Source organism: Phyllobacterium sp. 0TCS1.6A (assembly GCF_026420825.1).
Taxonomy (GTDB): domain Bacteria; phylum Pseudomonadota; class Alphaproteobacteria; order Rhizobiales; family Rhizobiaceae; genus Phyllobacterium.
In genome coordinates, this window is record NZ_JAPMAB010000011.1 from 162,809 (window position 1) to 182,711 (window position 19,903).

The 19,903-nt window shown below is 65.0% G+C and carries 20 protein-coding genes; 10 read left to right on the forward strand and 10 right to left on the reverse strand.

Features of this window, described 5'->3' with window-relative positions:
* Positions 1-79 precede the first annotated feature (79 nt).
* Together OSJ75_RS20745 and OSJ75_RS20750 are read left to right on the forward strand one after the other, a co-directional pair.
* Complete coding sequence (locus OSJ75_RS20745) at positions 80-529, forward strand: helix-turn-helix domain-containing protein (RefSeq protein ID WP_267229337.1); 450 nt, start codon at positions 80-82, stop codon at positions 527-529.
* Positions 529-1,332, forward strand: coding sequence for a DUF6456 domain-containing protein (locus OSJ75_RS20750; RefSeq protein ID WP_267229338.1), 804 nt, complete (start codon positions 529-531; stop codon positions 1,330-1,332). The genes OSJ75_RS20745 and OSJ75_RS20750 overlap by 1 nt, the downstream gene beginning before the upstream one ends.
* Before the next feature lie 7 nt (positions 1,333-1,339).
* On the opposite strand, the gene OSJ75_RS20755 is transcribed toward OSJ75_RS20750, so the two are convergent.
* A complete protein-coding gene (locus OSJ75_RS20755) occupies positions 1,340-1,783 on the reverse strand; it encodes a SufE family protein (protein ID WP_267229339.1) in 444 nt (147 codons plus the stop codon).
* Between the two features lie 71 nt (positions 1,784-1,854).
* Complete coding sequence (locus OSJ75_RS20760; protein ID WP_267229340.1) at positions 1,855-2,361, reverse strand: DUF5330 domain-containing protein; 507 nt, start codon at positions 2,359-2,361, stop codon at positions 1,855-1,857.
* A gap of 371 nt (positions 2,362-2,732) precedes the next feature.
* Between OSJ75_RS20760 and OSJ75_RS20765 the strand changes: the two genes are divergently transcribed.
* From OSJ75_RS20765 to OSJ75_RS20775, 3 genes are read left to right on the forward strand one after another with little or no spacing between them, the layout of a single operon-like run.
* The gene (locus tag OSJ75_RS20765; protein ID WP_267229341.1) at positions 2,733-4,610 is read left to right on the forward strand and encodes a PAS domain-containing sensor histidine kinase; all 1,878 of its coding nucleotides are present in this window, start codon (positions 2,733-2,735) and stop codon (positions 4,608-4,610) included.
* Positions 4,585-5,478 carry a peptidoglycan-binding protein gene (locus OSJ75_RS20770; RefSeq protein WP_267229342.1) on the forward strand — a complete coding sequence of 298 codons (894 nt, stop codon included), beginning with the start codon at positions 4,585-4,587 and terminating at the stop codon, positions 5,476-5,478. Before OSJ75_RS20765 ends, OSJ75_RS20770 begins: the two co-directional genes overlap by 26 nt.
* A 13-nt stretch (positions 5,479-5,491) precedes the next feature.
* The gene (locus OSJ75_RS20775; protein ID WP_267229343.1) at positions 5,492-5,845 is read left to right on the forward strand and encodes a DUF1491 family protein; all 354 of its coding nucleotides are present in this window, start codon (positions 5,492-5,494) and stop codon (positions 5,843-5,845) included.
* On the opposite strand, the gene OSJ75_RS20780 is transcribed toward OSJ75_RS20775, so the two are convergent.
* Together OSJ75_RS20780 and OSJ75_RS20785 are read right to left on the reverse strand one after the other, a co-directional pair.
* Positions 5,846-6,784, reverse strand: coding sequence for a DUF2336 domain-containing protein (locus OSJ75_RS20780; RefSeq protein ID WP_267229344.1), 939 nt, complete (start codon positions 6,782-6,784; stop codon positions 5,846-5,848).
* A gap of 453 nt (positions 6,785-7,237) precedes the next feature.
* Positions 7,238-7,858: a glutathione S-transferase family protein gene (locus OSJ75_RS20785; protein ID WP_250014657.1), complete on the reverse strand. Its 621-nt coding sequence runs from the start codon at positions 7,856-7,858 to the stop codon at positions 7,238-7,240.
* A 135-nt stretch (positions 7,859-7,993) separates the two neighbouring features.
* On the opposite strand from OSJ75_RS20785, the gene OSJ75_RS20790 reads away from it, so the two are divergent.
* Entirely contained in the window at positions 7,994-8,671 is a 678-nt protein-coding gene (locus OSJ75_RS20790) for a winged helix-turn-helix transcriptional regulator (protein WP_267229345.1), read from the forward strand.
* Positions 8,672-8,705: 34 nt separating this feature from the next.
* Here the strand turns inward: OSJ75_RS20790 and OSJ75_RS20795 are convergent, their stop codons facing one another.
* The 3 genes from OSJ75_RS20795 to OSJ75_RS20805 form a co-directional block, all read right to left on the reverse strand.
* Positions 8,706-10,412, reverse strand: coding sequence for an ABC transporter permease (locus tag OSJ75_RS20795; protein ID WP_416362592.1), 1,707 nt, complete (start codon positions 10,410-10,412; stop codon positions 8,706-8,708).
* Positions 10,413-10,440: 28 nt separating this feature from the next.
* Positions 10,441-11,463, reverse strand: coding sequence for a Fe(3+) ABC transporter substrate-binding protein (locus tag OSJ75_RS20800; protein ID WP_250014655.1), 1,023 nt, complete (start codon positions 11,461-11,463; stop codon positions 10,441-10,443).
* Positions 11,464-11,575: 112 nt separating this feature from the next.
* Complete coding sequence (locus OSJ75_RS20805; protein ID WP_267229346.1) at positions 11,576-12,640, reverse strand: ABC transporter ATP-binding protein; 1,065 nt, start codon at positions 12,638-12,640, stop codon at positions 11,576-11,578.
* A gap of 118 nt (positions 12,641-12,758) precedes the next feature.
* On the opposite strand from OSJ75_RS20805, the gene OSJ75_RS20810 reads away from it, so the two are divergent.
* Positions 12,759-13,709, forward strand: coding sequence for a cyclase family protein (locus OSJ75_RS20810; RefSeq protein ID WP_416362593.1), 951 nt, complete (start codon positions 12,759-12,761; stop codon positions 13,707-13,709).
* Positions 13,710-13,729: 20 nt separating this feature from the next.
* On the opposite strand, the gene OSJ75_RS20815 is transcribed toward OSJ75_RS20810, so the two are convergent.
* Genes OSJ75_RS20815 through OSJ75_RS20825 form a run of 3 tightly spaced genes read right to left on the reverse strand, consistent with a single transcriptional unit; the run spans position 13,730 to position 17,050 of the window.
* Positions 13,730-14,275: a DUF1254 domain-containing protein gene (locus OSJ75_RS20815; RefSeq protein ID WP_250014652.1), complete on the reverse strand. Its 546-nt coding sequence runs from the start codon at positions 14,273-14,275 to the stop codon at positions 13,730-13,732.
* The gene (locus tag OSJ75_RS20820; RefSeq protein WP_267229347.1) at positions 14,268-14,852 is read right to left on the reverse strand and encodes a DUF1214 domain-containing protein; all 585 of its coding nucleotides are present in this window, start codon (positions 14,850-14,852) and stop codon (positions 14,268-14,270) included. Before OSJ75_RS20820 ends, OSJ75_RS20815 begins: the two co-directional genes overlap by 8 nt.
* Positions 14,853-14,872: 20 nt before the next feature.
* Complete coding sequence (locus tag OSJ75_RS20825) at positions 14,873-17,050, reverse strand: transglycosylase domain-containing protein (RefSeq protein ID WP_416362594.1); 2,178 nt, start codon at positions 17,048-17,050, stop codon at positions 14,873-14,875.
* 226 nt (positions 17,051-17,276) lie between these two features.
* Here OSJ75_RS20825 and OSJ75_RS20830 point away from each other — a divergent pair, with 226 nt between their 5' ends.
* The 3 genes from OSJ75_RS20830 (at position 17,277) to OSJ75_RS20840 (ending at position 19,876) form a co-directional block, all read left to right on the forward strand.
* Positions 17,277-17,906, forward strand: a complete 630-nt coding sequence (locus tag OSJ75_RS20830; RefSeq protein WP_267229349.1) for a LysE family translocator — start codon at positions 17,277-17,279, stop codon at positions 17,904-17,906.
* 268 nt (positions 17,907-18,174) lie between these two features.
* Positions 18,175-18,705 carry a hypothetical protein gene (locus OSJ75_RS20835; protein ID WP_250014646.1) on the forward strand — a complete coding sequence of 177 codons (531 nt, stop codon included), beginning with the start codon at positions 18,175-18,177 and terminating at the stop codon, positions 18,703-18,705.
* A complete protein-coding gene (locus OSJ75_RS20840; RefSeq protein WP_256473335.1) occupies positions 18,635-19,876 on the forward strand; it encodes a DNA-packaging protein in 1,242 nt (413 codons plus the stop codon). The genes OSJ75_RS20835 and OSJ75_RS20840 overlap by 71 nt, the downstream gene beginning before the upstream one ends.
* Positions 19,877-19,903: the final 27 nt, after the last annotated feature.

Sequence of the window (19,903 nt, forward strand, 5' to 3'; positions counted from 1 at the left end):
GCGAAGAGGCCTAAAAACTTATCCCCCCTGTTGCGGGGTGATTTATAAGAAGATATTCCTATTATGAAGGAGAGTGGAAATGTCTTCGAAATCGCGCCGCGCCTGTCCCACGGAAACCCTGCCGGACCCCGGGGTAGCATTGAGCATCGGCCTGCCTCCGCTGGAGGCGCCGCTATCGACCCTCAGAGGCAGGATTGACGAATCGGACGACAGGATGTTCGAGGCATGCGACTACCTCATGGACATATTGGCGGCCTTCTTCAACGTCAGCGGGCGCGAATTGCGCTCGAACCGCCGCTGCGACCTGCCCGTAGCCCGCGTGCGGCAGATCGCCATGTATGTGATGCATGTCACGCTCTCCACGCCAATGCCGCGCGTCGGACTGGCTTTCGGACGCGACAAGACCACCGTCTCCTATGCCTGCCATCTTATCGAGGACCTGCGCTCGCACGATGATTTCGACCGCGTCATCAGCCGCGTCGAGGCCATCATCCGCGTCGCCTTCAGCCCAACGGGGAGGGTATTTTGATGGTGCGTCCCGTTCCCGCCGGCGACCGGCGAAAGATGTTGCGCCTGCTGAGCTTTATCGCCAAGGGCCGGGCATTGCCGGCGGCGACGGCGCAGGCGGGCAGGCTGGCGCTGGAGAGCGCGGATCACGGCGTCCTTGCCGTCGATGCCGCCATCCTGGCGGCGGCGCTGAGCCGTGGGCTGGTTGCCCGCGCCGGCAATGCCATCCTGCCCAATGAGGCCGGACGCGCATGGCTGCGCCGCTACGCCGCCGTCATGGATCCCTTTGCGGCCCAGCACCGCGCGGAGAGGCTCGTGACCCGCGACGATGGCGCGAGCTTCGTGCTCGCCAATGATGCGGAATCGCCGCTGACCCTGCTTCGCAGCCGCAAGGATGCCACCGGACAGCCGCTGATCAGCGAGGAGGCCTTCAAGGCGGGCGAGCGGCTGCGGCAGGATTTCACCCTTGGCCAGATGCTGCCTTCCATCGGTGTCGACTGGAGCGCGTCGGGTTCCGGCACGCGCCGCAACGGCATGCTCGAAGCGACGGATGCGGCGCTGGCGGCGCGCCAGCGGGTCGAGCAGGCGCTGGAGGCGGTGGGGCCGGAACTGGCGGATGTGCTGATCGACATCTGCTGTTTCCTGAAAGGGCTGGAAATGGTGGAGCGCGAACGCAGCTGGCCGGTGCGTTCGGCGAAAGTGGTGTTGAAGACGGCGCTCGCCGTACTCGACCGGCATTATCATCCGGCCGCGCCGGGGCGGCGCTCGAAAACCCTGCTGCATTGGGGTGCCGCCGATTACCGGCCGCAAATGCCGCGCAGCTGACGATGACCTAGTGCTGGGTGGCGCCTTGCTGCGCGCCCAGCACCATTTCGGCCTCGCGCCGGATGCGGCCGACCATGGCCCGCAGCCCGTTGGACCGCTGCGGCGTCAGGTTCTCGTTGAGCCCGAGCTTGCGCAGGATGGCTTCGGGGTCGATGGCGAGGATTTCGGAAGCCCGCCGCCCGGAATAGAGCGCCATCATGATCGCCACGAGACCGCGCACGATATGGGCGTCGGAATCGCCGAGCAGTTCGATCGTCGGGTCGGGACCATCGCCGATGGTGCTTTTCAGCCAGACCTGGCTGACGCAGCCATTGACCTTGTGCTGCGCATCGCGCGCCGCATCGGGATAGGGCTTGAGGTCGCGGCCGAGGTCGATGACATAGCGATAGCGGTCTTCCCAATCGTCGAGGAAGTCGAAATCCGCAATGATGTCGTCGATCGTCTGTGCCATTATATCCGTCCTGTTGCGTCACATATAGTGACGCCGAGCGCAAAGGTCACCCCTCAAATCGCAACAGGCGATCACTCGGCCGATACGGGCTTTGGGCCGGGGTTGGGAGTGGGCTTGGGAGTGGGCCTGGGAGTGGGCTTGACAGAACCCGTATGCTCGGCGCCCGCATTATATTGCCGTTTGGCGGATGAGATGATCTCGCGCATGGCCGCATCGCGCAGCCTGGCCTTCAGGCTTTCGCCGTCCAGCGCCGTTTCGCTGCCCTGATGGGCGGCGGCGACGGCGGCATCCGGATCGGGCGGCGTATTGGCAAGCCGCGTGCCGAGATAGTCGAATCCCGCCTTCGCCGCTTCGCCGGCGCGCAGCCCCGCATCGGCAAGCGCCGCCTTGCCCGTGGCGCAGGCGTCGGGCTTGCGCTCGCAGAAGCCGGAGAGATCGCTGATCGTCTCCTGCGCCGCGATCAGCGCTTCGATCGCCCCCGGCCCCTTGCTGTCGTCACCGGCGAGATTCGGCATGAACAGCGATACGAGCCACATCCAGAAGCAGAATTTGATCGCAAACCTGATCAAGAAGAACATGTCGGCCCCACGGCTTGAAACAGAATGCCCATAGCTGCGGACATCGGCGGATATTGGCACGGAAGGCGGCAAGAACCGGTTGAGCGCTTTCAGTGCTTTTGGCCCATGATAGAAACCAAGGATTAACAATCGCTGAGGTCGAAAACGGCGATCGGGGCGATTCGCCGCCGCACGCGGCAAAGCGCGCAACCCTTCATTTACCATGCCCGTCACAATTGGCCGAAACCCCGTTCCGCACCCGCGTTTTATCCTTTCCTTAAAGCCTCGTCTGCAAAGGTTAACGGCGAAGAGAATGTTGGCGACGACATTCGGGACATGACCGCCAGCCCCGGTTCATCGATCGGGATTGGCGGGTAAGCAGGAAGAAATTAGTGCCGTTCAGTTCCGTCAACCGATCCGAAATTGCCGCTTCCTACCAGCGTCTTTGCGGGCGCTGGGCCGGGGCATCGGCTGCCACTGCCGCCATCCGCGCGCAGAGGCAGCGGCTGTTCGGCGTGTTCCTCGCCATGCCGGTCGCGCTCGCCGGCGCGCTTGCCGCTGCATTGGCAGCTGCATTGGGTTCCAGTCTGCCCATCGGCGCGGAGGAGGTCGTTACGCTGGCGCTCGGCGTTCTGGCGCTGCCTATGATCTTCTGCGGCCTGCTGCTGACCTGCCGCGACCATCGTCCGGTCGGGCTCAGCGCGCTTGCCACCTATGCTCTGGCGCTGGCGGCAATAGCGCTCGGCGCTTCATCGGCCAATCTGATGCTCTGGACCATGGCCGCCGCCATTCCGCTCGAAGTCCGCTTCATCGAGCGCAGCCGGCGCATGCTGCTGCCGTCTTTGCTTGCCGCCGGCGCGGTGACCGTCGTGCTCCTTGCCGTTGCCTCGGGCCATGGCGGCGAAGTCGGCCTGTCCGCTCCGGCGCTGCTCGGCACCTTTGCCTATGGCGGCTTCGTGCTCGCGCGCCTGTCGCGCTCCATCGCCGAAGATGCGGCCAGCGCCGCCAGCCGCGCCGACGAGGCCGCCGACATGGAGCGGGCGCTGGAAGGCGTCAGCCTCGTCCTCGGCGCCGACGGGCTGTTGAAATCGCTCTCTGCCTCGGCGCAGGAACATTTCGGCGTTGCGCGCAATCTACTCATCGGCACGCCGCTTTTCGAGCGGGTCCATGTCGGCGACCGCGTGCATTATCTGAGCTTCCTCGCCGATTTGAAGGACGGTGCCGGGCGCGCGACGGCCGAAGTCCGGCTTCGCTGTGTCGCGCCGGCGGATACGGGCGAACATGCCCACCGGGTGCGCTTTGCCACCTATCGGCTCTGCGCCGTCCAGCGCAGCCGGGGAGGCGGGTTCCTCGTCGTTGCCAGCGACATTTCGCAGGCGGTCGCCGACCGCAATGCGCTGGCCGTGGCGCGCAGCAAGGTGGAGACGGCGGAAAGCGCCAAGAACCGCTTTCTTTCGACGGTCAGCCATGAATTGCGCACGCCGCTGAATTCCATCATCGGCTTCTCCGATATCCTGCTGCAGGAAATCTGCGGCAAGCTGCCGGACAGCCGCCAGCGCGAATATGTCGAACTGGTGCATCGCTCCGGCAATCATCTCCTGTCGGTGGTCAATTCGATACTCGACATTTCGCGGATCGAGGCCGGCGCCTATCCGATCACCGCCGAGCCCTTCGCCTTCAAGGAGGCGGTCGTCATGGTCAGCGACATGCTCGGCCACCAGGCGCAGCAGAAGAATGTCACGCTGTGCGACCGGGTCAGCCCGCGCATCGGCACGGTCGTCGCCGATCGCCGCGCCATCCAGCAGGTGCTGATCAATCTCGTCTGCAATGGCGTGAAGTTCACCGAGGCCGGCGGCGTCGTCACCATCGACGCGCAGGTGGAGGACGGCACGCTGGTCTTCGTCGTCAGCGATACCGGCATCGGCATCGACGCCGCCGACCTTGCGACGCTCTGCCAGCCCTTCCGCCAGGTGCAGAACGACTATACCCGCCAGCAGGAAGGCACCGGCCTCGGCCTCGCGACGGTCAAGGGCCTCGTGCATCTCCATGGCGGCGAGATGAAGATCGACAGCCTGCCCGGCCGTGGCACCGTGGTGGAAGTGCGCCTGCCGCTGGACGGCCAGGCCTGCCCCGCCGTCATGGACGACGCCGCCTTGGGGCAAACCGGCGGCAAGGCCGCGCTGGAGTCGGCCGGCGGCAATATCGTGGAATTCAAAGTAGATAGCGATGTGAAGGGAGGTTCCCATGGGGAAGCCCGCAAAACGGCCTAGCAAGCGGCGCGCCCCGAAGCGCGGCCGCGCGGCGAGGGCATTGATCGCAACGGGAAGCCTTATCGCCAGCAATCCCGGCATTGCCGGCGGTACGACGGCGTTTCTCGTTACGCTCGGCTTCGTTTCGGCCAATGCGCTCTGGTATCAGCCGCAGGTGCATGAGGGCGTGTTCTTCCGCACCCGGCCGGAACTCGTGTTCAAGCCGGTGAAACAGGAGCCGGTGACGCTGCAGGGCGACAAGCGGCAATCCTCCGTCGATGCGCCGGTGCGCAAGGTGAATTCGGTGCCGATCCCGAAGAGCCAGGATGCGATCGCGGCCGCCATCAATGGCGACGCGGGGGGCGATTCCGGCGGCAATCCCGTGCTTGGCCCCGGCGGCGATCCGGAAGTGGCGAAGTTGCAGCAGAAGCTGCTCGAGCTCGGCTTCTACCACGGTACCGTCGACGGCATTTCCGGCAAGGGCACCCGCGCCGCCATGGAGGCCTACCGCAAGGCGAGCGCCGAACTCGGCATCGAGGCGGAGCCCGCCGTCGGCAGCCCGGAAGACACGACCGCGAGCATCGCCATTCCGGCGCGCAAGCCCGATGCCGCGCCTGCCGGTGATGGCGGCGCGACGGTGCAGAAGGTCTCTGCCAAGGCCGACGATGCCACCGGCACGGCAGGCGGCGGGCTTGCTCCCGCCGATATCGTCCGTGTCCAGGCCGGCCTTCGCGCCTTCGGCAATGACAAGGTCGAGATAGACGGCAAGGTCGGTAATTCGACGCGCGAGGCGGTCAGCGAGTTCCAGAAACTGTTCCGGCTGCCCGTCACCGGCGATCCGGATGCGAAGCTGCTGGCGAAGATGCAGGAAATCGGGCTGATCAATTGACGGGACGGCCGGGATGCGCCTGACATCGGAATTCTGGGTCGCCGCCCTTGTGCGCCGCGTCAATGACAGCGGTGCCTTTGCCGCGCTCGGCAACAAGGGCGCGGCGGAAGCCGGCGCCATCTTCATCAAGTTCCGCAACAAGGATGGCAGCTACGACCTTTTCGGGCCCGCGCCGCAACTCGCCTATGACGAGCGCAAGCCGGACGAGCGCATCTTCGTGCTCGTCAAGACCGGCGTGGCGGAAATGGAGGTCGATGACGAATTGCAGCGGCAGATGCGGTGGGACCGCGACCTGTGGATCGTCGAGATCGAGGATTATCGCGCCGCGCGGGACGATCTCTTTCCGGTCACCGATTTCGACTATTGATCAGGATATGCGGCGCTCGTCGGCGGCAGCCATTTCCTGCAGCTTCTGCCGCAATTTGCGCGAATGTTCGCGCGTTTTCCAGCGCAGGACGGTGGATTGCGCCTTCTCCCGGTCGATCTGGCGATAGGAATGCACGAAGAGGCGCAGCGAGTTCAGATCCTCGTGCACCAGCCCGAACAGCCCCGTAAGCACGAGATGCGCCGCCTCGGCGCTCAGCCCGAGCGCGGCAAGGGCGATGGTCAGTTCGGCATTGAGCCCATGGCCGACAATGCCGGTGACACTTTCCGCATCGAGATCCAGCGCCTCGGCGAATTCCCTGTGGAAGCGGTCGGTCTGGTCGAGCAGCGCGGCATCGATGAGACGGTCGGCGAGGCTCGCCGCGCCTGATCCAGCTGGCTGGCCGGCCTGTACCAGCGCCTTCAAGGCGGCGCGGGCCTGGCGCAGACGCTCCGATTCGCCGCTGCCGGTATCCGCTTCCTCGTGGGGCTCGGCTTCGGCGGCAAGCGCAAGGCTCCTGTCGATGGCGCTGTCCCGCATGGCGCGGAGGATCTCGACCAGCTCCGGCTCGAGGACCGAGCGGCGCGCCACGGCGCGGGCATGGGCAATGCCCTTTTCGTGAATGATTTCAATGAGGTCGTCGGTCGACAGGGCGGCGGAGCGCAGCAGGAGCGGGGCCGAGATATCGACGTCCTCGCGGGCCAGCGTCTGGATCAGCCGTTTTGGCGCATGGGGAAGCTCGGAAAGGATGGCGGCGGCGTGGCGGCGGACGCGCGGCGAAACGAGGGCGAGCAGGGGAACGGCCAGATCCTCGAGTTGCTGCGCGTCGCTTCTGGTCGGGCGCGCAACGCTCGAAAAGGCGGTGATGGACGCGGTCAGGAGATCGTCAGCCTTGCTGCCGCCATTGCGGTCTTCAAGCGCCCGAAACTCAGGATACTTCACGAACACACTCCAACTCGACGCAAAACAACGCTTCCGCAGCTAAAATTAGCGCCGAAGCGTTAGCAAGCCGTTAACCATCGGCGTGTGTAATAAAATTATCGCGCAAATCGCGCAGAGGGCATAAGGTACGAATCCGCGTAGCAGCAGAGTTCAGGAGATCAACCACACACGGATCAGCAAGATGGGATTTGTCATAGCATTTCCAGTCAGTGCCATGAGACGCAGGAACAGGCCTTCCCCCAAAGGCAAGGTCACGGCTGAGATCACGATCTTCCCCGGCGTGCGCTATGAGCGCCTTTCCGCCGGCAAGCCGAACCGAAGCAAGCCGGATTTGCGCAACGGCTTTTTCGACAAATTGCCTCAGCCAAGCTGAGACGGCGCAAATCCGAACCTCGGCCGCACTATTGCGTGGCGCTCGATCCCGGGCGCCAGCCAGCCCTGCCGCTTCAAGCGTTAATTGACCTGCCGCGCCGGGAATGGCTCACGCCATGCGGGTATCTCCATCAGGCGCCCATACCAGCGGTTGATGGCGTCGAACGCCTCGATGGGAATACGCGCTTCGGTTGCAAAGGGCAGCGTCGTCGCCACGGCAAAATCCGCCAGCGTCAGCCGGTCGGCCACCAGATAGTCGCGGCTCTTCAAATGTTCGTTGAGCACGGCGCCATATTTCTGCACAAAGCCGCTCGCCTCCGCGACGATGGCCGTGTCGGGCTCGCCGAAGCCGAGTTTCGGCTTGATCAGGTTCTCGAAATAGATCGTCCCGGTATAGCGGCTGAAATGTTCCGAATTCCAGTTGAACCAGCGCAGGATCTCCACCTGGTCATGGCCCTGCGGCCAGAGGTCCGAGCCGGCCTTCATGGCGAGATGGCACATGATGGCGTTGGATTCCCATAATTGCAGGTCGCCGTCGACCAGCGCGGGCGCCTTGCCATTGGGGTTGATGGCGAGATATTGCGGCGAATATTGCTCGCCCTTCGCCAGATCGACATGGGCATATTCGATTTCGAGCGGAAGATAGCGCGCCACCGCGCAGGTCTTCACGGAATTGATCGTCTCGGCATAATAAAGCTTCACGTCATGCTCCTCCCAAGATGTGCAGCGCCCAACGTTTGCTGGCCCAACGTTTGCAGCGCAGGCCATCTGCGCTATAGTGTAATTCGAATACTATTTAGTCCTAAATAGCAACTAGAAAATATGTAAAGAGGACCAATGTCGGGAAAGAGAAGCTATGAGGATGGCTGCGGCACGGCGCATGCACTTGAACTCATTGGGGAAAGATGGGCTCTGCTGATTGCGCGCGAGCTGCTGCTCGGCCCCAAGCGCTTCACCGATCTGCGGGCGGACCTGCGCACGATCAGCGCCAATGTGCTGACGCACCGGCTTGAGGAGATGGAGGCGAGCGGCATTGTGGTGCGGCGCAAGCTGCCGCCGCCGGCTGCGTCATGGATCTACGAGCTGACGCCCTGGGGCTATGATCTCGGGCCGGTGATCAGCAGTCTCGGCCTCTGGGCGGCGCGGTCGCCCGCCATGCCGTCCGGCCTGCCGATGAGCGCCAATTCGCTGATCCTGGCGCTGCGGGCGCTGTTCGATGCGCGCCGCGCCGGCGATACGAGGCTGCTTGTCGCGCTGGATTTCGGCAGCGTCATCTTCCGCATTGCCGTGGAGGGTGGCGCGCTCGATGCGGAACGCGTTGCCGAAATCCCTGTGGGCGCGACCCGTCTCGCCTGTGACGTGCCGACATTCGACGCTATCCGCGCCGGGCGGATTTCGCTGGCTGAGGCCATCGAGACAGGGCGGGCGAGCATCACCTGCGACGATGATGGCGATGCGGTGCGCAGATTGCTCGACCTTTGCCCGATGATCCACGCCGCCAATCCACCCGCGTGAGAATGGGGCGGTGTGAACATCGGCATTCAGGGGGCTACCGCCTGCCGATGCGCGACAGCACGATGACCGGGAGGATGCCGACCGCGACGATGGCGAGGGCGGCGATCGAGGCTTCCTCATAGGTGCCGCGGGCGGCCTCGCCGTAGAGATGGGTGGCGAAGGTCTCGAAATTCAGCGGCCGCAGCAGCAGGGTCGCCGGCAGTTCCTTTACGCAATCGACGAAGACCAGCAGCGCCCCGGCGGCGATGGCGGGCCTGGTCAGCGGCAGGTGCACGCTGAACAGCGTATTGTTCGCGGTGCGGCCGAGGCTGCGCGCCGCATGGTCGAGCGATGGATTGACCCGAGCGAGCCCGGCATCGATGCTGCCGGCGGAAATTGCAAGGAAGCGCGTCGCATAGGCGAAGACCAGCGCCGCGCCCGATCCGATCAGTACCAGACCGGTCGAGACGCCGAGCCAGGCCTGCGCCATGCGGTCGACGAACTGGTCGGTGCCGGCGGCGATGATCAGGACGCCGATGGCGATGACGGTGCCCGGCGCCGCATAGCCGGAAGAGGCGAGGCGCAGCGCGGTGGCGGCAAGCCGGCCCGGACGGACGCGGCAGGCATAGGCGACGGCGAGCCCGCAGCCAACCGTCAGCAGCGTCGCGAGGCAGGACAGCACGATCGTATTGCGCGCCTCGCTGAATATGCGCGGCGAAATCCCGGCAAACTGCCAGCGCGCAAAGGCCTCGGCGGCGAGATGGCTGACCGGCACGGCAAAGCCGAGAAGCACCGGCAGCAGCCCGGCCAGCAGCAGCCCGAACCCGGCCAGCGCCGGCAGGCGGCGCGGCTCCAGCGGGCGCGAGCGCTGCATCCCCGTCGTATAGCGCTGGCGGCGGCGGGCCCAGCGCTCCAGCGAGACCAGCGCCACCACCAGCAGCAGGAGAAGCAGAGCGATCTGCGCCGCGCCCGGCAGGTCGGAGCGGGTGATCCATGTCGTATAGATCGAGACGGTCAAGGTGCGCACGCCGAGGAATTCGGCGGCGCCGACATCGTTGAGCGCCTCCATCAGGGCGAGGCTGACGCCAACGGCGACGGCGGGCCGGGCGAGCGGCAGGGCGACCCGCCAGAACATGCCGCGCCGCGAGACGCCGAGCGTGCGCGAGGCTTCCAGCAGCGTCGACGACTGCATCAGGAACATCGCCCGCACCGGCATGTAGACATAGGGGTAGAGCACGAGGCTGAGCAGCAGGATGCAACCGGCTGTCGAGCGGATATCCGGCAGGCGGAATTCGCGCGGGCTGGCATAGCCGAGGAGCCAGCGGATCGCTCCTTGCAGCGGCCCTATCGGATGCAGCAGGTCGAGATAGGCATAGGCGATGATATAGGTCGGCACCGCCAGCGGCAGCAGCAGCGCCCATTCGAGCAGGCGGCGCCCGCGAAAATCATAGGCCGTCACCAGCCAGGCGAGGGTGGTGCCGAGAAGCGCGGTCAGGACCGCGACGCTGCCGAGCAGGAGGAGCGTATCGCGGAGCGCGACCGGCAATATGCTCGACAGCAGGTGCGGCCACAGCCCGGCCGAGCCTTGCACCGCCTGCAGGGCGAGCGCCACAAAGGGCAGGATCGCGGCGAGGGCGATGATGGCGCCGGCAGCGAGCCATCCGCTGCCGGAACCGCGAAAGGCGCGGATTTTCGCCATGGCTGGCGGGGTGATTCCGGCGGCGGTGATCCCGGCGGCGCTGTTTGTCGAAACCGTTTTCATGATGCGTTGCGGTTCCGACAATTCCAGCTCAATTGTCGAAGCCGACCTTGTCGACCAGCTCGCTGGCCTCCTTGCGGTGGCTGACGATCTCGCTGAGCGGCGTCTTGTCGATCTTCAGTTCGCCCAGCCCGGCGATGATGGGATCGGCAGCAACGCCCGCCCGCACCGGATATTCGAAATTGGCCTCGGCATAGATCTTCTGGGCTTCCTCGGAAACGAGGTATTCCAGCAGCTTGACCGCTGCTTCCTTGTTCGGCGCGTGCTTGGCCAGCGCCGCACCGCTGATATTGACCTGCGTGCCGCCATCCTTGAACGTCGGCAGGACAACCTTGATCGCATTGCCCCAGGCCACCTGTTCCTCGCCGCCCTTGCCGGAGCGCATCAGGCCGACATAATAGGAATTGGCGATGCCGATATCGCAGATGCCGCCGAGAATGTCCTTGGCGACGTCGCGATCGCCGCCGCCTGCCTTGCGGGCGAGATTGGCCTTGACGCCGGCGAGGTATTTCTCGGTCTCGGCGGCGCCGTGATGGGCGATGTAATCGGCGAAGAGCGCGGTATTGTAGGGATGCTGGCCCGAGCGGATGCAAACCTTGCCCTTCCATTTCGGATCGGCCAGATCCTCGTAGCTGAAGGCGGCAAGATCGAGATCCTTGGCGGCGTAGAGCACGCGGGCGCGCACCGAAAGGGCGAACCACTGGCCGCCGGCATCGCGCAATTGCTCCGGCACGGCGGCGGTCAGCGCCTCGGACTGGATCGGCTGGGTGACGCCCTTGTCGACGAGATCGACCAGATTGCCGGCATCGACCGCCATCAACAGGTCGGCGGGCGAGCTTGCACCCTCGGCGGCGACGCGCTCGGCCAGGCCATCCTTGAGGAACACGGTCTTGACCTCGACGCCGCTGGATTTGGTGAAGGCATCCAGCAATGGCTGGATAAGGCCGGGCTCGCGGGTCGTATAGATGTTGACTTCCGCAGCGCCGGCCGCCGTCGCCGCGCAGGCAATGGAAACACCGGCGGCGAAACCGGCAAGGATGGTATGTCTGATCATGGTCGTGTGTTTCCCGTTTGTGGTCGCCGATGACCATCAGACATGAGGGTTACAGTCAACTTAAATTCGCGAACCCGCGGTTCGATCACGAAACTGTTACCAGGCGCGGCGGTCAGTCGCGGGGGAAGCTCAGCACCGCCTCGTTTCGCACCCTGATGGCGACCCGGGCGACATCGAGCGGCGGCCGTTGCATCAGCCGTACACGCAAGGGTTCGGCGAGGCCCGGCACCTCAACTGTGAGTTGTTCAATCTCGCCCATCATCAGCCGTTCGCGGATGGTGCCCGCGCCGTTGGCATCGGCTTCGAGCGCGATTTCATGCGGCCTTATATAGGCGGTCGCGCTGCTGCCTTCGGGCAGGGCGGTGGCGAAGGCGCCGATCGGCGTTTCGATGCGCCCGTGGCGCACCGTGCCGGGTAACTTGTTGAACGCGGTGAAGAAATCCGCCGCATAGGCGCTGGCGGGCCGGTCATAGATGTCATAGGCGCTGCCCGACTGGACCACGGCGCCGGCGCGCATCAGCACCACCTTGTTGCCCGCCGACAGCGCCTCTTCCGGATCATGGGTGACCATGACGACGGTTGTGCCGAGCGATTTCAGCAAGGAAAGCGTGTCGTGGCGCAGTTTCTCCCGCAGGCCGCGGTCGAGATTGGAAAAGGGCTCGTCCATGAGCAGCAGGTCCGGCTCCGGCGCCAGCGCCCGGGCCAGCGCGACGCGCTGCTGCTCGCCGCCGGAAAGCATGTGCGGATAGCGCCCGGTGAGCGCGCCGAGGCCGACGAGATCGAGGATCATCGCCACCCGCTGGTCCATTTCCTTGCGCGCCATGCCGCGCAGGCCGAAGCGCAGGTTTTCCTCGACGTTCAGATGCGGGAAGAGCGCATAATCCTGGAACATGAAGCCGATATTGCGCAATTCGGGCTCGATGAAGACGTCCGGCCCGGCCACTTCCCTGCCGCGCAGGCGCACCACGCCGCGATCCTGGCGATCGATGCCCGAGATGATGCGCAGCAGCGAGGACTTGCCGCAGCCGGAATGGCCGACGAGGCAGACGATCTCGCCCGGCATGACCGCGAGCGATACGTCCTTCACCGCTTCGTTGCGGCCGAAGCTGCGGCTGACCGCCACGAGTTCGAGTGCGGTTTCCGGCACGGAGGATTTCATCTGTCGCCTTTCATCCATGTCTTTGCGCATGCCGGCAAATTATTTGCGCCGCGCCGGCCACATTCGAAAGGATTCTACTTGTCGCATCGTTCAAAATTCGCAAATCTCGCAGCTTGGACAATCGGGGGTTGATAGCATGTATTCGAATACAGCCAGGGCAATCAAAGCCGGGGCAGGGTTTCTTGCCATAGCGCTTCTCATGTCGCCTGTCTCGTCCCTTGCGGAAGAACAATCGCTCTGGCCGCTTTATGACAGCGCGCTGAAATCGGCGAAATATATCGATCTCACCCATGCTTTCGAGCCGGTGCAGCCGGTCTGGCCGGGCTTCGGCAATGCGAAGTTCAAGCCGGCCGTCGCCGGCAAGGACATCGAGGGCTATGTGAAGGCCGGGGACGAATTCACCTATGAGAAGCACGGTTTCGTCGCCTCCTCCTACGAATTGACGACGGACCAGTACGGCACCCAGCTCGATCCGCCCTCCCATTGGAACCCGCGCGGCGCGACGATCAGCGACCTGCCGCCGACCTTTGCCGTGCGGCCGCTCGTCGTCATCGACATTAGCGGCAAGGTTGCCAGCGACAATGGCTATCATCTGCAGGTTGCGGACATCGAGGCCTGGGAGCAGAAGCATGGCACCATTCCGGAAGGATCGGTCGTCTTCGTCCGGTCCGACTGGTACAAGAAATGGGCCGATGCGGAACGTTTCAACGCCAAGCCGTTCCCGGGCGTCAGCCTCGACGCGCTGAAATTCCTGCATCTGCAGCGCAATATCCTGTTCCATGGCCATGAGCCGCTGGACACCGATACGACGCCGACACTCGAAGGCGAACATTGGCTGATGCACAATAATTTCGCGCAGGCCGAGGGCGTCGCGAATCTCGACAAGGTGCCGGAGGCCGGCGCCCTCGTCACCATCGGCTATGCCAAGCCGCTCGGCGGCTCGGGCGGCTATGCCCGCTACGTCGCCATCGCGCCCGCCGGCTCGGCGGAAGGCGTCACTATCGAGGACGCGCCGGGCGCACCGCTGCCGCAGCAGAGCGCGCCGCTGAAACGCGACGCCAACGGCGTGTTCCGGCCAACGCCGTGACGGGGAGAAGGAGCCAGTCCCTATAATAGCGGGGTGCAGCGCGCGCTGTCGAGGAAGGCATCGACCTGGCCCTTCCAGGATTCGTCCGGCACGAAGCTGCGCACCACGACGAAGCCCTCATCCATGTCGGCCTCGATGACGACCGAGTTTTCGGCCGAGACCGGCTGCGACTTGCGCAATTCGATGGCCTGCAGCGGCGTCGCCACCACGAGGTCGAGCTGGTCGGCGATGGCGGTGCGGTCGTTGATCGAATAGATGTTCTCGCCCTTGCGGTCATAGACCGAGATCGACCAGTAGGGCAGCGTACCGACGCCTGTGACATGGGCCGGCAGGTCGCTGATGTCGAAGCGGCAGGCGCTCGCCTCGATCAGCGGGTCCATGGCCAGCGGCAGGTGCCCCTTCTGGCCGTTGCGCAGGATGCGGTGGAACGTCCAGTCTCCGCCATAGGCCGAGATGCGCGACCAGGCATTGCGGTCCGAGAAGTGCGGGATGAGCAGCACCACGGCGATATGGACGATGCCGGCGCCGACGAGGCCGAACAGGATGGCGCGCATCAGTCTACCCATCGCAGCCGACCCTCGCCACGGCCGGGAAGGTCATCTCGACCAGGCCGGAATTGCTGCCGACGGGCGTGTCGTACAGCGTCATCACCAGCACCATGCGCCCATCGCCCGCCACCGGCAGCCAGTTGCCGGGCTGCGCCAGCGGCGACACCTCGACGGTGAACGTGCCGTCCGCATCGCGCAGGATCTGGCGGGAATGCAGCGCCGGCAGCCGGCCGCGCCCCGGCTCGATCGGGATCAGCCCGCGATCGGCGGCATGCAGCGTCCAGAAGCGCGAATTCGGGCTGTGGCCGCTGATCTTGTAGGTGCAACGGCGGTCGAGCGGCGCGCCCCGATCGTCGGCGCGGGCGTAGAAGATGAGCCCTTCCGCCGACCCGAGCGGGAAGGCGCCCTCGCGCGCGGCCCGGGCCTTGGCATAGGGATCGGACATCGGCGTTCCGGCATCCGGATGCGCGGTCCATTGCCCGACCGTCAGCGCGCCGAAGCCCTCGAAGCGGTTGACGGCATACCAGGCGCTGGCCATGCCGCCGCCAAGGGCGATCACGACGGCGAGGAGGGCAAGGGCGATGTTGCGGAGCATGAAATGGAACTGCACTGGCTTCAAAGGGCCGAAACTTTGGCGGGCGTGATGGGGAGCTTCAATTTCGGCGCCTTTTTCAATGCCTGGTCGATTTCGCGAAGCACCTGGGCGGTGGCGTTGGAGAGGAGGCGCGGCCGTTCCTCGGCTTTCAGGACGTCTTCGCCTTCCTCGCCCTTCTCCTTGGCCGCTGTGGCCACTTTTTCCTGCTTCGGCATGGTGGGATCGATGCCGGGTATCGCCTTCAGGTCGATGTTCTGGTGCGCATAATTCATGAAGCGCTGCCAGGTCATCGCCGGCAGCACGCCGCCCGTCAATTCCTTGGTGGGGGTGAAATTATCGTTGCCGAACCAGACCGCCGCGGTGAAATTGCCGGTGAAGCCGACAAACCAGGCATCGCGGTAGCTCTGCGTCGTTCCCGTCTTGCCGGCGACCCGCGTCATCGGCAGCGCCGCCCGCCGGCCCGTGCCCCATTCGGGCACCTGCGCCAGCATGAAATTCATGTTGGTGGCCGCGGTTTCGCTGAGCACGCGCCGCGGCTTGGGGCCATCGCGGCGCCAGTCCCACAGCACCTCGCCATTCTGGCTGGCGATCTGGGTGAAGCCGTGCCGCATGCCGGCAAGGCCGCCGGTGGCAAAGACGTTATAGCCGGTCGCCTGGTCCATGACTGTCATGCCCGAGGTGCCGAGCACCATGGTCTTGTGCGAGCTGATGGGCGATTCGACGCCCATCGCCTTCGCCAGCGCCACGATCGGCGCCGTGGTCAGATAGTCCTTGGCGAGGCGCACCGGCACGGTGTTGATCGATTTGACCAGCGCGGTCGTCAGGTCGATGCGGCCGAGATATTGCCGCGAATAATTCTGCGGCGACCAGTTGCCCCAGGAGACCGCGCCGCCCGAAACCAGCGTCTTCGGCGTCAGGCCCTTTTCCATCGCCGCCGCATAGACATAGGGCTTGAAGGAGGAACCAGCCTGGCGCTGCGCCGCCGTGGCGCGGTTGAACTGGCTGAGGCCGTAGTCGCGTCCGCCGACGATGGCGCGCACCGCGCCATTGTTTTCGAGCACGACGATGGCCGCCTGCGCGACGTGATATTCCTTGCCATGCTGGCGCAGGTGATATTCGGCCGATTCCTCCGCCGCCTTCTGGATGCCGGTATCGAGCGTGGTGCGCACGACGAGCGTATGCGTCGGCAGGGCCTGCGCCACCTTGCGCACCTCGTCGAAAGCCCAGTCGAGGAAATAGTCGGGGCTGTCCAGCCTGCCGCGATCGACGACAGTGGCCGGGTTGCGCCGCGCGCCGACCACCTGGCCCTCGGTCATCAGCGCGCCCTGGACCATGTTGGTCAGCACCACGTTCGCCCGGGCGCGGGCGGCCGGCAGGTTGACGTGCGGCGCATATTTGGCCGGCGCCTTGAACAGCCCGGCGAGCATCGCCGCCTCGGCAAGGTTCACGTCCTTGACGCTCTTGTTGAAATAGAATTGCGAGGCCGCCGCGATGCCGAAGGTGCCGCCGCCCATATAGGCGCGGTCGAGATAGGTCTGCAGGATCTCCTTCTTGCTCAGATTGGCCTCCAGCCACAGCGCCAGAAAGGCCTCCTTGATCTTGCGGTCGAGGCTGCGTTCATTGGTGAGGAACAGGTTCTTCGCCAATTGCTGGGTGATGGTCGAGCCGCCCTGAACCACCGAATTCGCCCGCAGGTTTTCCGTCATCGCGCGCGAAAGGCCAAGGAAATCAATGCCGAAATGGTCGAAGAAGCGCCGATCCTCGGTCGCCAGCACCGCCTTGATCACATGGTCGGGCAATTCGTCGATCGGCACGGCGCTGCGGTGGAGGATGCCGCGCTGGCCGATCTCATTGCCGTAGCGGTCGAGAAAGGTCACGGCGAAATCGTCGCGGGTGCGCCAGTTCTTCTCGGTTTCGTGGAAGGCGGGCAGGGCCAGCGTCAGCATCAGCACCGCGCCGACGGTGCCCCATGTGAAGGTCTCGCCCAGAAGCTCGACAATGGCGCGCCGCCAGCCGGTGACGTGGAAACGCCGGAAGAAGATCGTCAGGTCTTCCCAGATTTCGACCAGGCGAAAGCGCAGCTCGTAAAGCGATGAATCGATCCAGGCATCAAGCCCGAGTAGCGGCGAGACCTTGAATCGTTTGTTCTTCTTATCTGGCTCGGTCTCTTGCATCGAAACTCTATGCCCGCCCTGCATCAACTCGCGGTAGAATAGCCATTCACGCTTAACAGCTTCTTATATGATTGTTTCAGCGCTGGCCTGCCGTTTCGTCCCTGCTGAAGTTTAACGCTTTTTCATCGCGGGGGACAAGTGAGATATGGGGATGCGCCATGGCCGCCGAAATAGACGCCCGGCGCGATTTTCCGCTTGCAATCGCGATTTTCCGGTGGATTGCTCGGATCAGGGAACAGGGAGAGATTTCATGTCGATCGAGCACTGGCTGGCATTCGTCGCCGCATCCGCTGTCCTTCTGGCGATACCGGGACCGACCATTCTCCTTGTCATCTCCTATGCGCTCGGCCATGGCAAGCGCTTCGCGGCCGCAACCGTCGCGGGTGTCGCGCTCGGCGATTTCACCGCGATGACGGCCTCGATGCTGGGGCTCGGGGCGCTGCTTGCAACCTCCGCGGCAGTGTTCACGGCGCTGAAATGGATCGGCGCGGCCTATCTCGTCTATCTCGGCGTCAAACTGTGGCGCGCGCCGGTGGGGCAACCGGAGGTAGAGGAGGGGCAGGCGCGGAACGAAAAGGCATCGCGCATCTTCCTCCACACCTATGTGGTGACGGCGCTCAATCCGAAGAGCATCATCTTCTTCGTTGCCTTCCTGCCGCAGTTTCTCGACACCACTCGGCCGATCTTCGCCCAGATGGCCATTTTCGAGGCGACGTTCCTGGTGCTCGCAACGCTCAATGCCGGGCTCTACGCGCTCATGGCCTCGATGGCGCGCCAGACGATCCGCAAGCCGCGCATCCAGCGCATCGTCAACCGCACGGGCGGCTCGCTGATGATCGGCGCCGGCGTTCTCGCCGCCGGGTTCAAACGCGCAGCTTAAGAATTATTTCGGATAGTAGGAAAATAGTCCTTGACTGCGTAACGGTCCTCCGGTAGATATTGGTCATCGTCGGAATTGTAGCTGATGATCTTGCTGCCTCTCGATGGGGCAGGGCGACAGTCCTGCAAGCCCACGAACCACCCCGCGAAATACAAGCCAGACCACCATCCCTGCCAGCGCGCCGCGCTGGCTCAACCCACAACCAGCGCGCCGCGCTGGCTCAACCACAACCAGCGCGCCGCGCTGGCTCAATCCACGGGTTCGTCACATGAAAAATTCCATTCCCATGCGGCTGCGGCGACGCAGTGCCTATGATCTCTATTGTTCTCATGACATTACGGCGCGGCGCGTGGCGCTGATCCTCGGGCAGAGCGAGGAGACGTTCCGCCGTGGTCTGGCCCGCGAGGGCCTGCCGCTCGAAAAGGCGGCGCGCGATGGGCCGTTGCAGGCGGCGGGGCGCATCATGGCGCTTCTGCATGACGAGCTCTCCCGGCTGGCGACGATCAGCGACGGCCTGTCCAGCAAGGCTCGGCTCGATGCGCTGGCATCGCTCGCCCGCACCATAGACCGGGTGCACGACCTCAAGGACAGGTTTGTCGAACAGGCGCGGCCGGCCGAAGGGCTAGCCCCGGAGGAACTGCGCGCCGCGCTGGTCCGGATCGATGAAAGGATCGACGATCTTGCAAATATTCGAGCCGAAGAGCTGGTCCGCCGCCAATCTCAGCCCGCTGCAGATACAGCAGGTGGAGCGGGAATGGCCGCTGAGGGCGCGGCCGGGCCAGCTGCCGCCGGGGCATGACTGGCATACCTGGCTCGTTCTTGGCGGGCGCGGTTCCGGCAAGACGCGCATGGGCGCCGAATGGGTCAACGGCATCGCCAACGGGCTCGCCATCGTCGGCCAGGGCCACTATCGCCACATTGCCCTCATCGGCGAGACATTCGCCGATGCCCGCGAGGTGATGGTGGACGGCCCCTCCGGCATCATGGCCGCCGCCCGCTGCGAAAGGCCGCGCTTCGAGGCCACCCGGCGCCGGCTGCTCTGGCAGAATGGCGCGACGGCCTCGCTGTTCTCCTCGGAAGACCCGGACAGCCTGCGCGGCCCGCAATTCGATGCCGCCTGGTGCGACGAGCTGGCGAAATGGAAACATGCCGAGGCGACCTGGGACATGCTGCAATTCGGCCTGCGCCTCGGCCGGCGGCCGCGCCAGATGATCACCACGACGCCGCGTCCGCTGCCGCTCTTGAAGAAACTGCTGGCGGACGGGTCCGTCGCGGTGCGGCGCATGCGGACCGAGGACAATCGCGAATTCCTGGCTCCGGGCTTTCTCGGCCATATTCGCGGCCTCTACGGCAATACGCGGCTCGGCCGCCAGGAACTCGATGCGGAGATGCTGGAGGACCGGCCGGGCGCGCTGTGGTCTCGCCTCGCCATGGAACAGGCCTTTTCCAGCGCCGTGCCCGAACTGCGCCGCATCGTCGTCGCACTCGATCCGCCGGCAAGTTCGACGCATCGCTCGGACGCCTGCGGCATCGTCGCGGCGGGCATCGACGAGACCGGCACCGGCTGGGTGCTGGCCGACGAGACCTTCGCCCCGGCCAAGCCGCATGAATGGGCGCGGCGGGCGATCGCGCTCTATCATCGGCTGGAAGCCGACCTGATCGTCGCCGAGGTCAACCAGGGCGGCGACATGGTGGCTTCGGTCATCGCCGCGCAGGATGATGCCGTGCCGGTCCGCTCGGTGCGCGCCAACCGCGGCAAGCTGCTGCGGGCCGAGCCCGTGGCGGCGCTCTACGAGCAGGGCAGGGTGCGCCACGCGGCGCGCTTTCCGGCGCTCGAAGACGAGATGTGCGATTTCGCCCATGACGGGCTTTCCGCCGGCCGTTCGCCCGACCGGGTGGATGCGCTGGTCTGGGCCTTGAGCGAATTGTTCGCACGGCGCGGCGACGGGCCGAGGATCAGGGTCGTCTGACACGCCGGGCCCGCACCGGCTGAACCC

Excerpts from the sequence above, each read along its gene's own strand:
- OSJ75_RS20745 (WP_267229337.1), top strand. The coding sequence starts at position 80 with ATGTCTTCGAAATCGCGCCGCGCCTGTCCCACGGAAACCCTGCCGGAC.
- OSJ75_RS20750 (WP_267229338.1), top strand. The coding sequence starts at position 529 with ATGGTGCGTCCCGTTCCCGCCGGCGACCGGCGAAAGATGTTGCGCCTG.
- OSJ75_RS20755 (WP_267229339.1), bottom strand. The coding sequence starts at position 1,783 with ATGGCACAGACGATCGACGACATCATTGCGGATTTCGACTTCCTCGAC.
- OSJ75_RS20760 (WP_267229340.1), bottom strand. The coding sequence starts at position 2,361 with ATGTTCTTCTTGATCAGGTTTGCGATCAAATTCTGCTTCTGGATGTGG.
- OSJ75_RS20770 (WP_267229342.1), top strand. The coding sequence starts at position 4,585 with ATGGGGAAGCCCGCAAAACGGCCTAGCAAGCGGCGCGCCCCGAAGCGC.
- OSJ75_RS20775 (WP_267229343.1), top strand. The coding sequence starts at position 5,492 with ATGCGCCTGACATCGGAATTCTGGGTCGCCGCCCTTGTGCGCCGCGTC.
- OSJ75_RS20790 (WP_267229345.1), top strand. The coding sequence starts at position 7,994 with ATGTCGGGAAAGAGAAGCTATGAGGATGGCTGCGGCACGGCGCATGCA.
- OSJ75_RS20795 (WP_416362592.1), bottom strand. The coding sequence starts at position 10,412 with ATGAAAACGGTTTCGACAAACAGCGCCGCCGGGATCACCGCCGCCGGA.
- OSJ75_RS20800 (WP_250014655.1), bottom strand. The coding sequence starts at position 11,463 with ATGATCAGACATACCATCCTTGCCGGTTTCGCCGCCGGTGTTTCCATT.
- OSJ75_RS20805 (WP_267229346.1), bottom strand. The coding sequence starts at position 12,640 with ATGGATGAAAGGCGACAGATGAAATCCTCCGTGCCGGAAACCGCACTC.
- OSJ75_RS20810 (WP_416362593.1), top strand. The coding sequence starts at position 12,759 with ATGTATTCGAATACAGCCAGGGCAATCAAAGCCGGGGCAGGGTTTCTT.
- OSJ75_RS20815 (WP_250014652.1), bottom strand. The coding sequence starts at position 14,275 with ATGGGTAGACTGATGCGCGCCATCCTGTTCGGCCTCGTCGGCGCCGGC.
- OSJ75_RS20820 (WP_267229347.1), bottom strand. The coding sequence starts at position 14,852 with ATGCTCCGCAACATCGCCCTTGCCCTCCTCGCCGTCGTGATCGCCCTT.
- OSJ75_RS20825 (WP_416362594.1), bottom strand. The coding sequence starts at position 17,050 with ATGCAGGGCGGGCATAGAGTTTCGATGCAAGAGACCGAGCCAGATAAG.
- OSJ75_RS20830 (WP_267229349.1), top strand. The coding sequence starts at position 17,277 with ATGTCGATCGAGCACTGGCTGGCATTCGTCGCCGCATCCGCTGTCCTT.
- OSJ75_RS20835 (WP_250014646.1), top strand. The coding sequence starts at position 18,175 with ATGAAAAATTCCATTCCCATGCGGCTGCGGCGACGCAGTGCCTATGAT.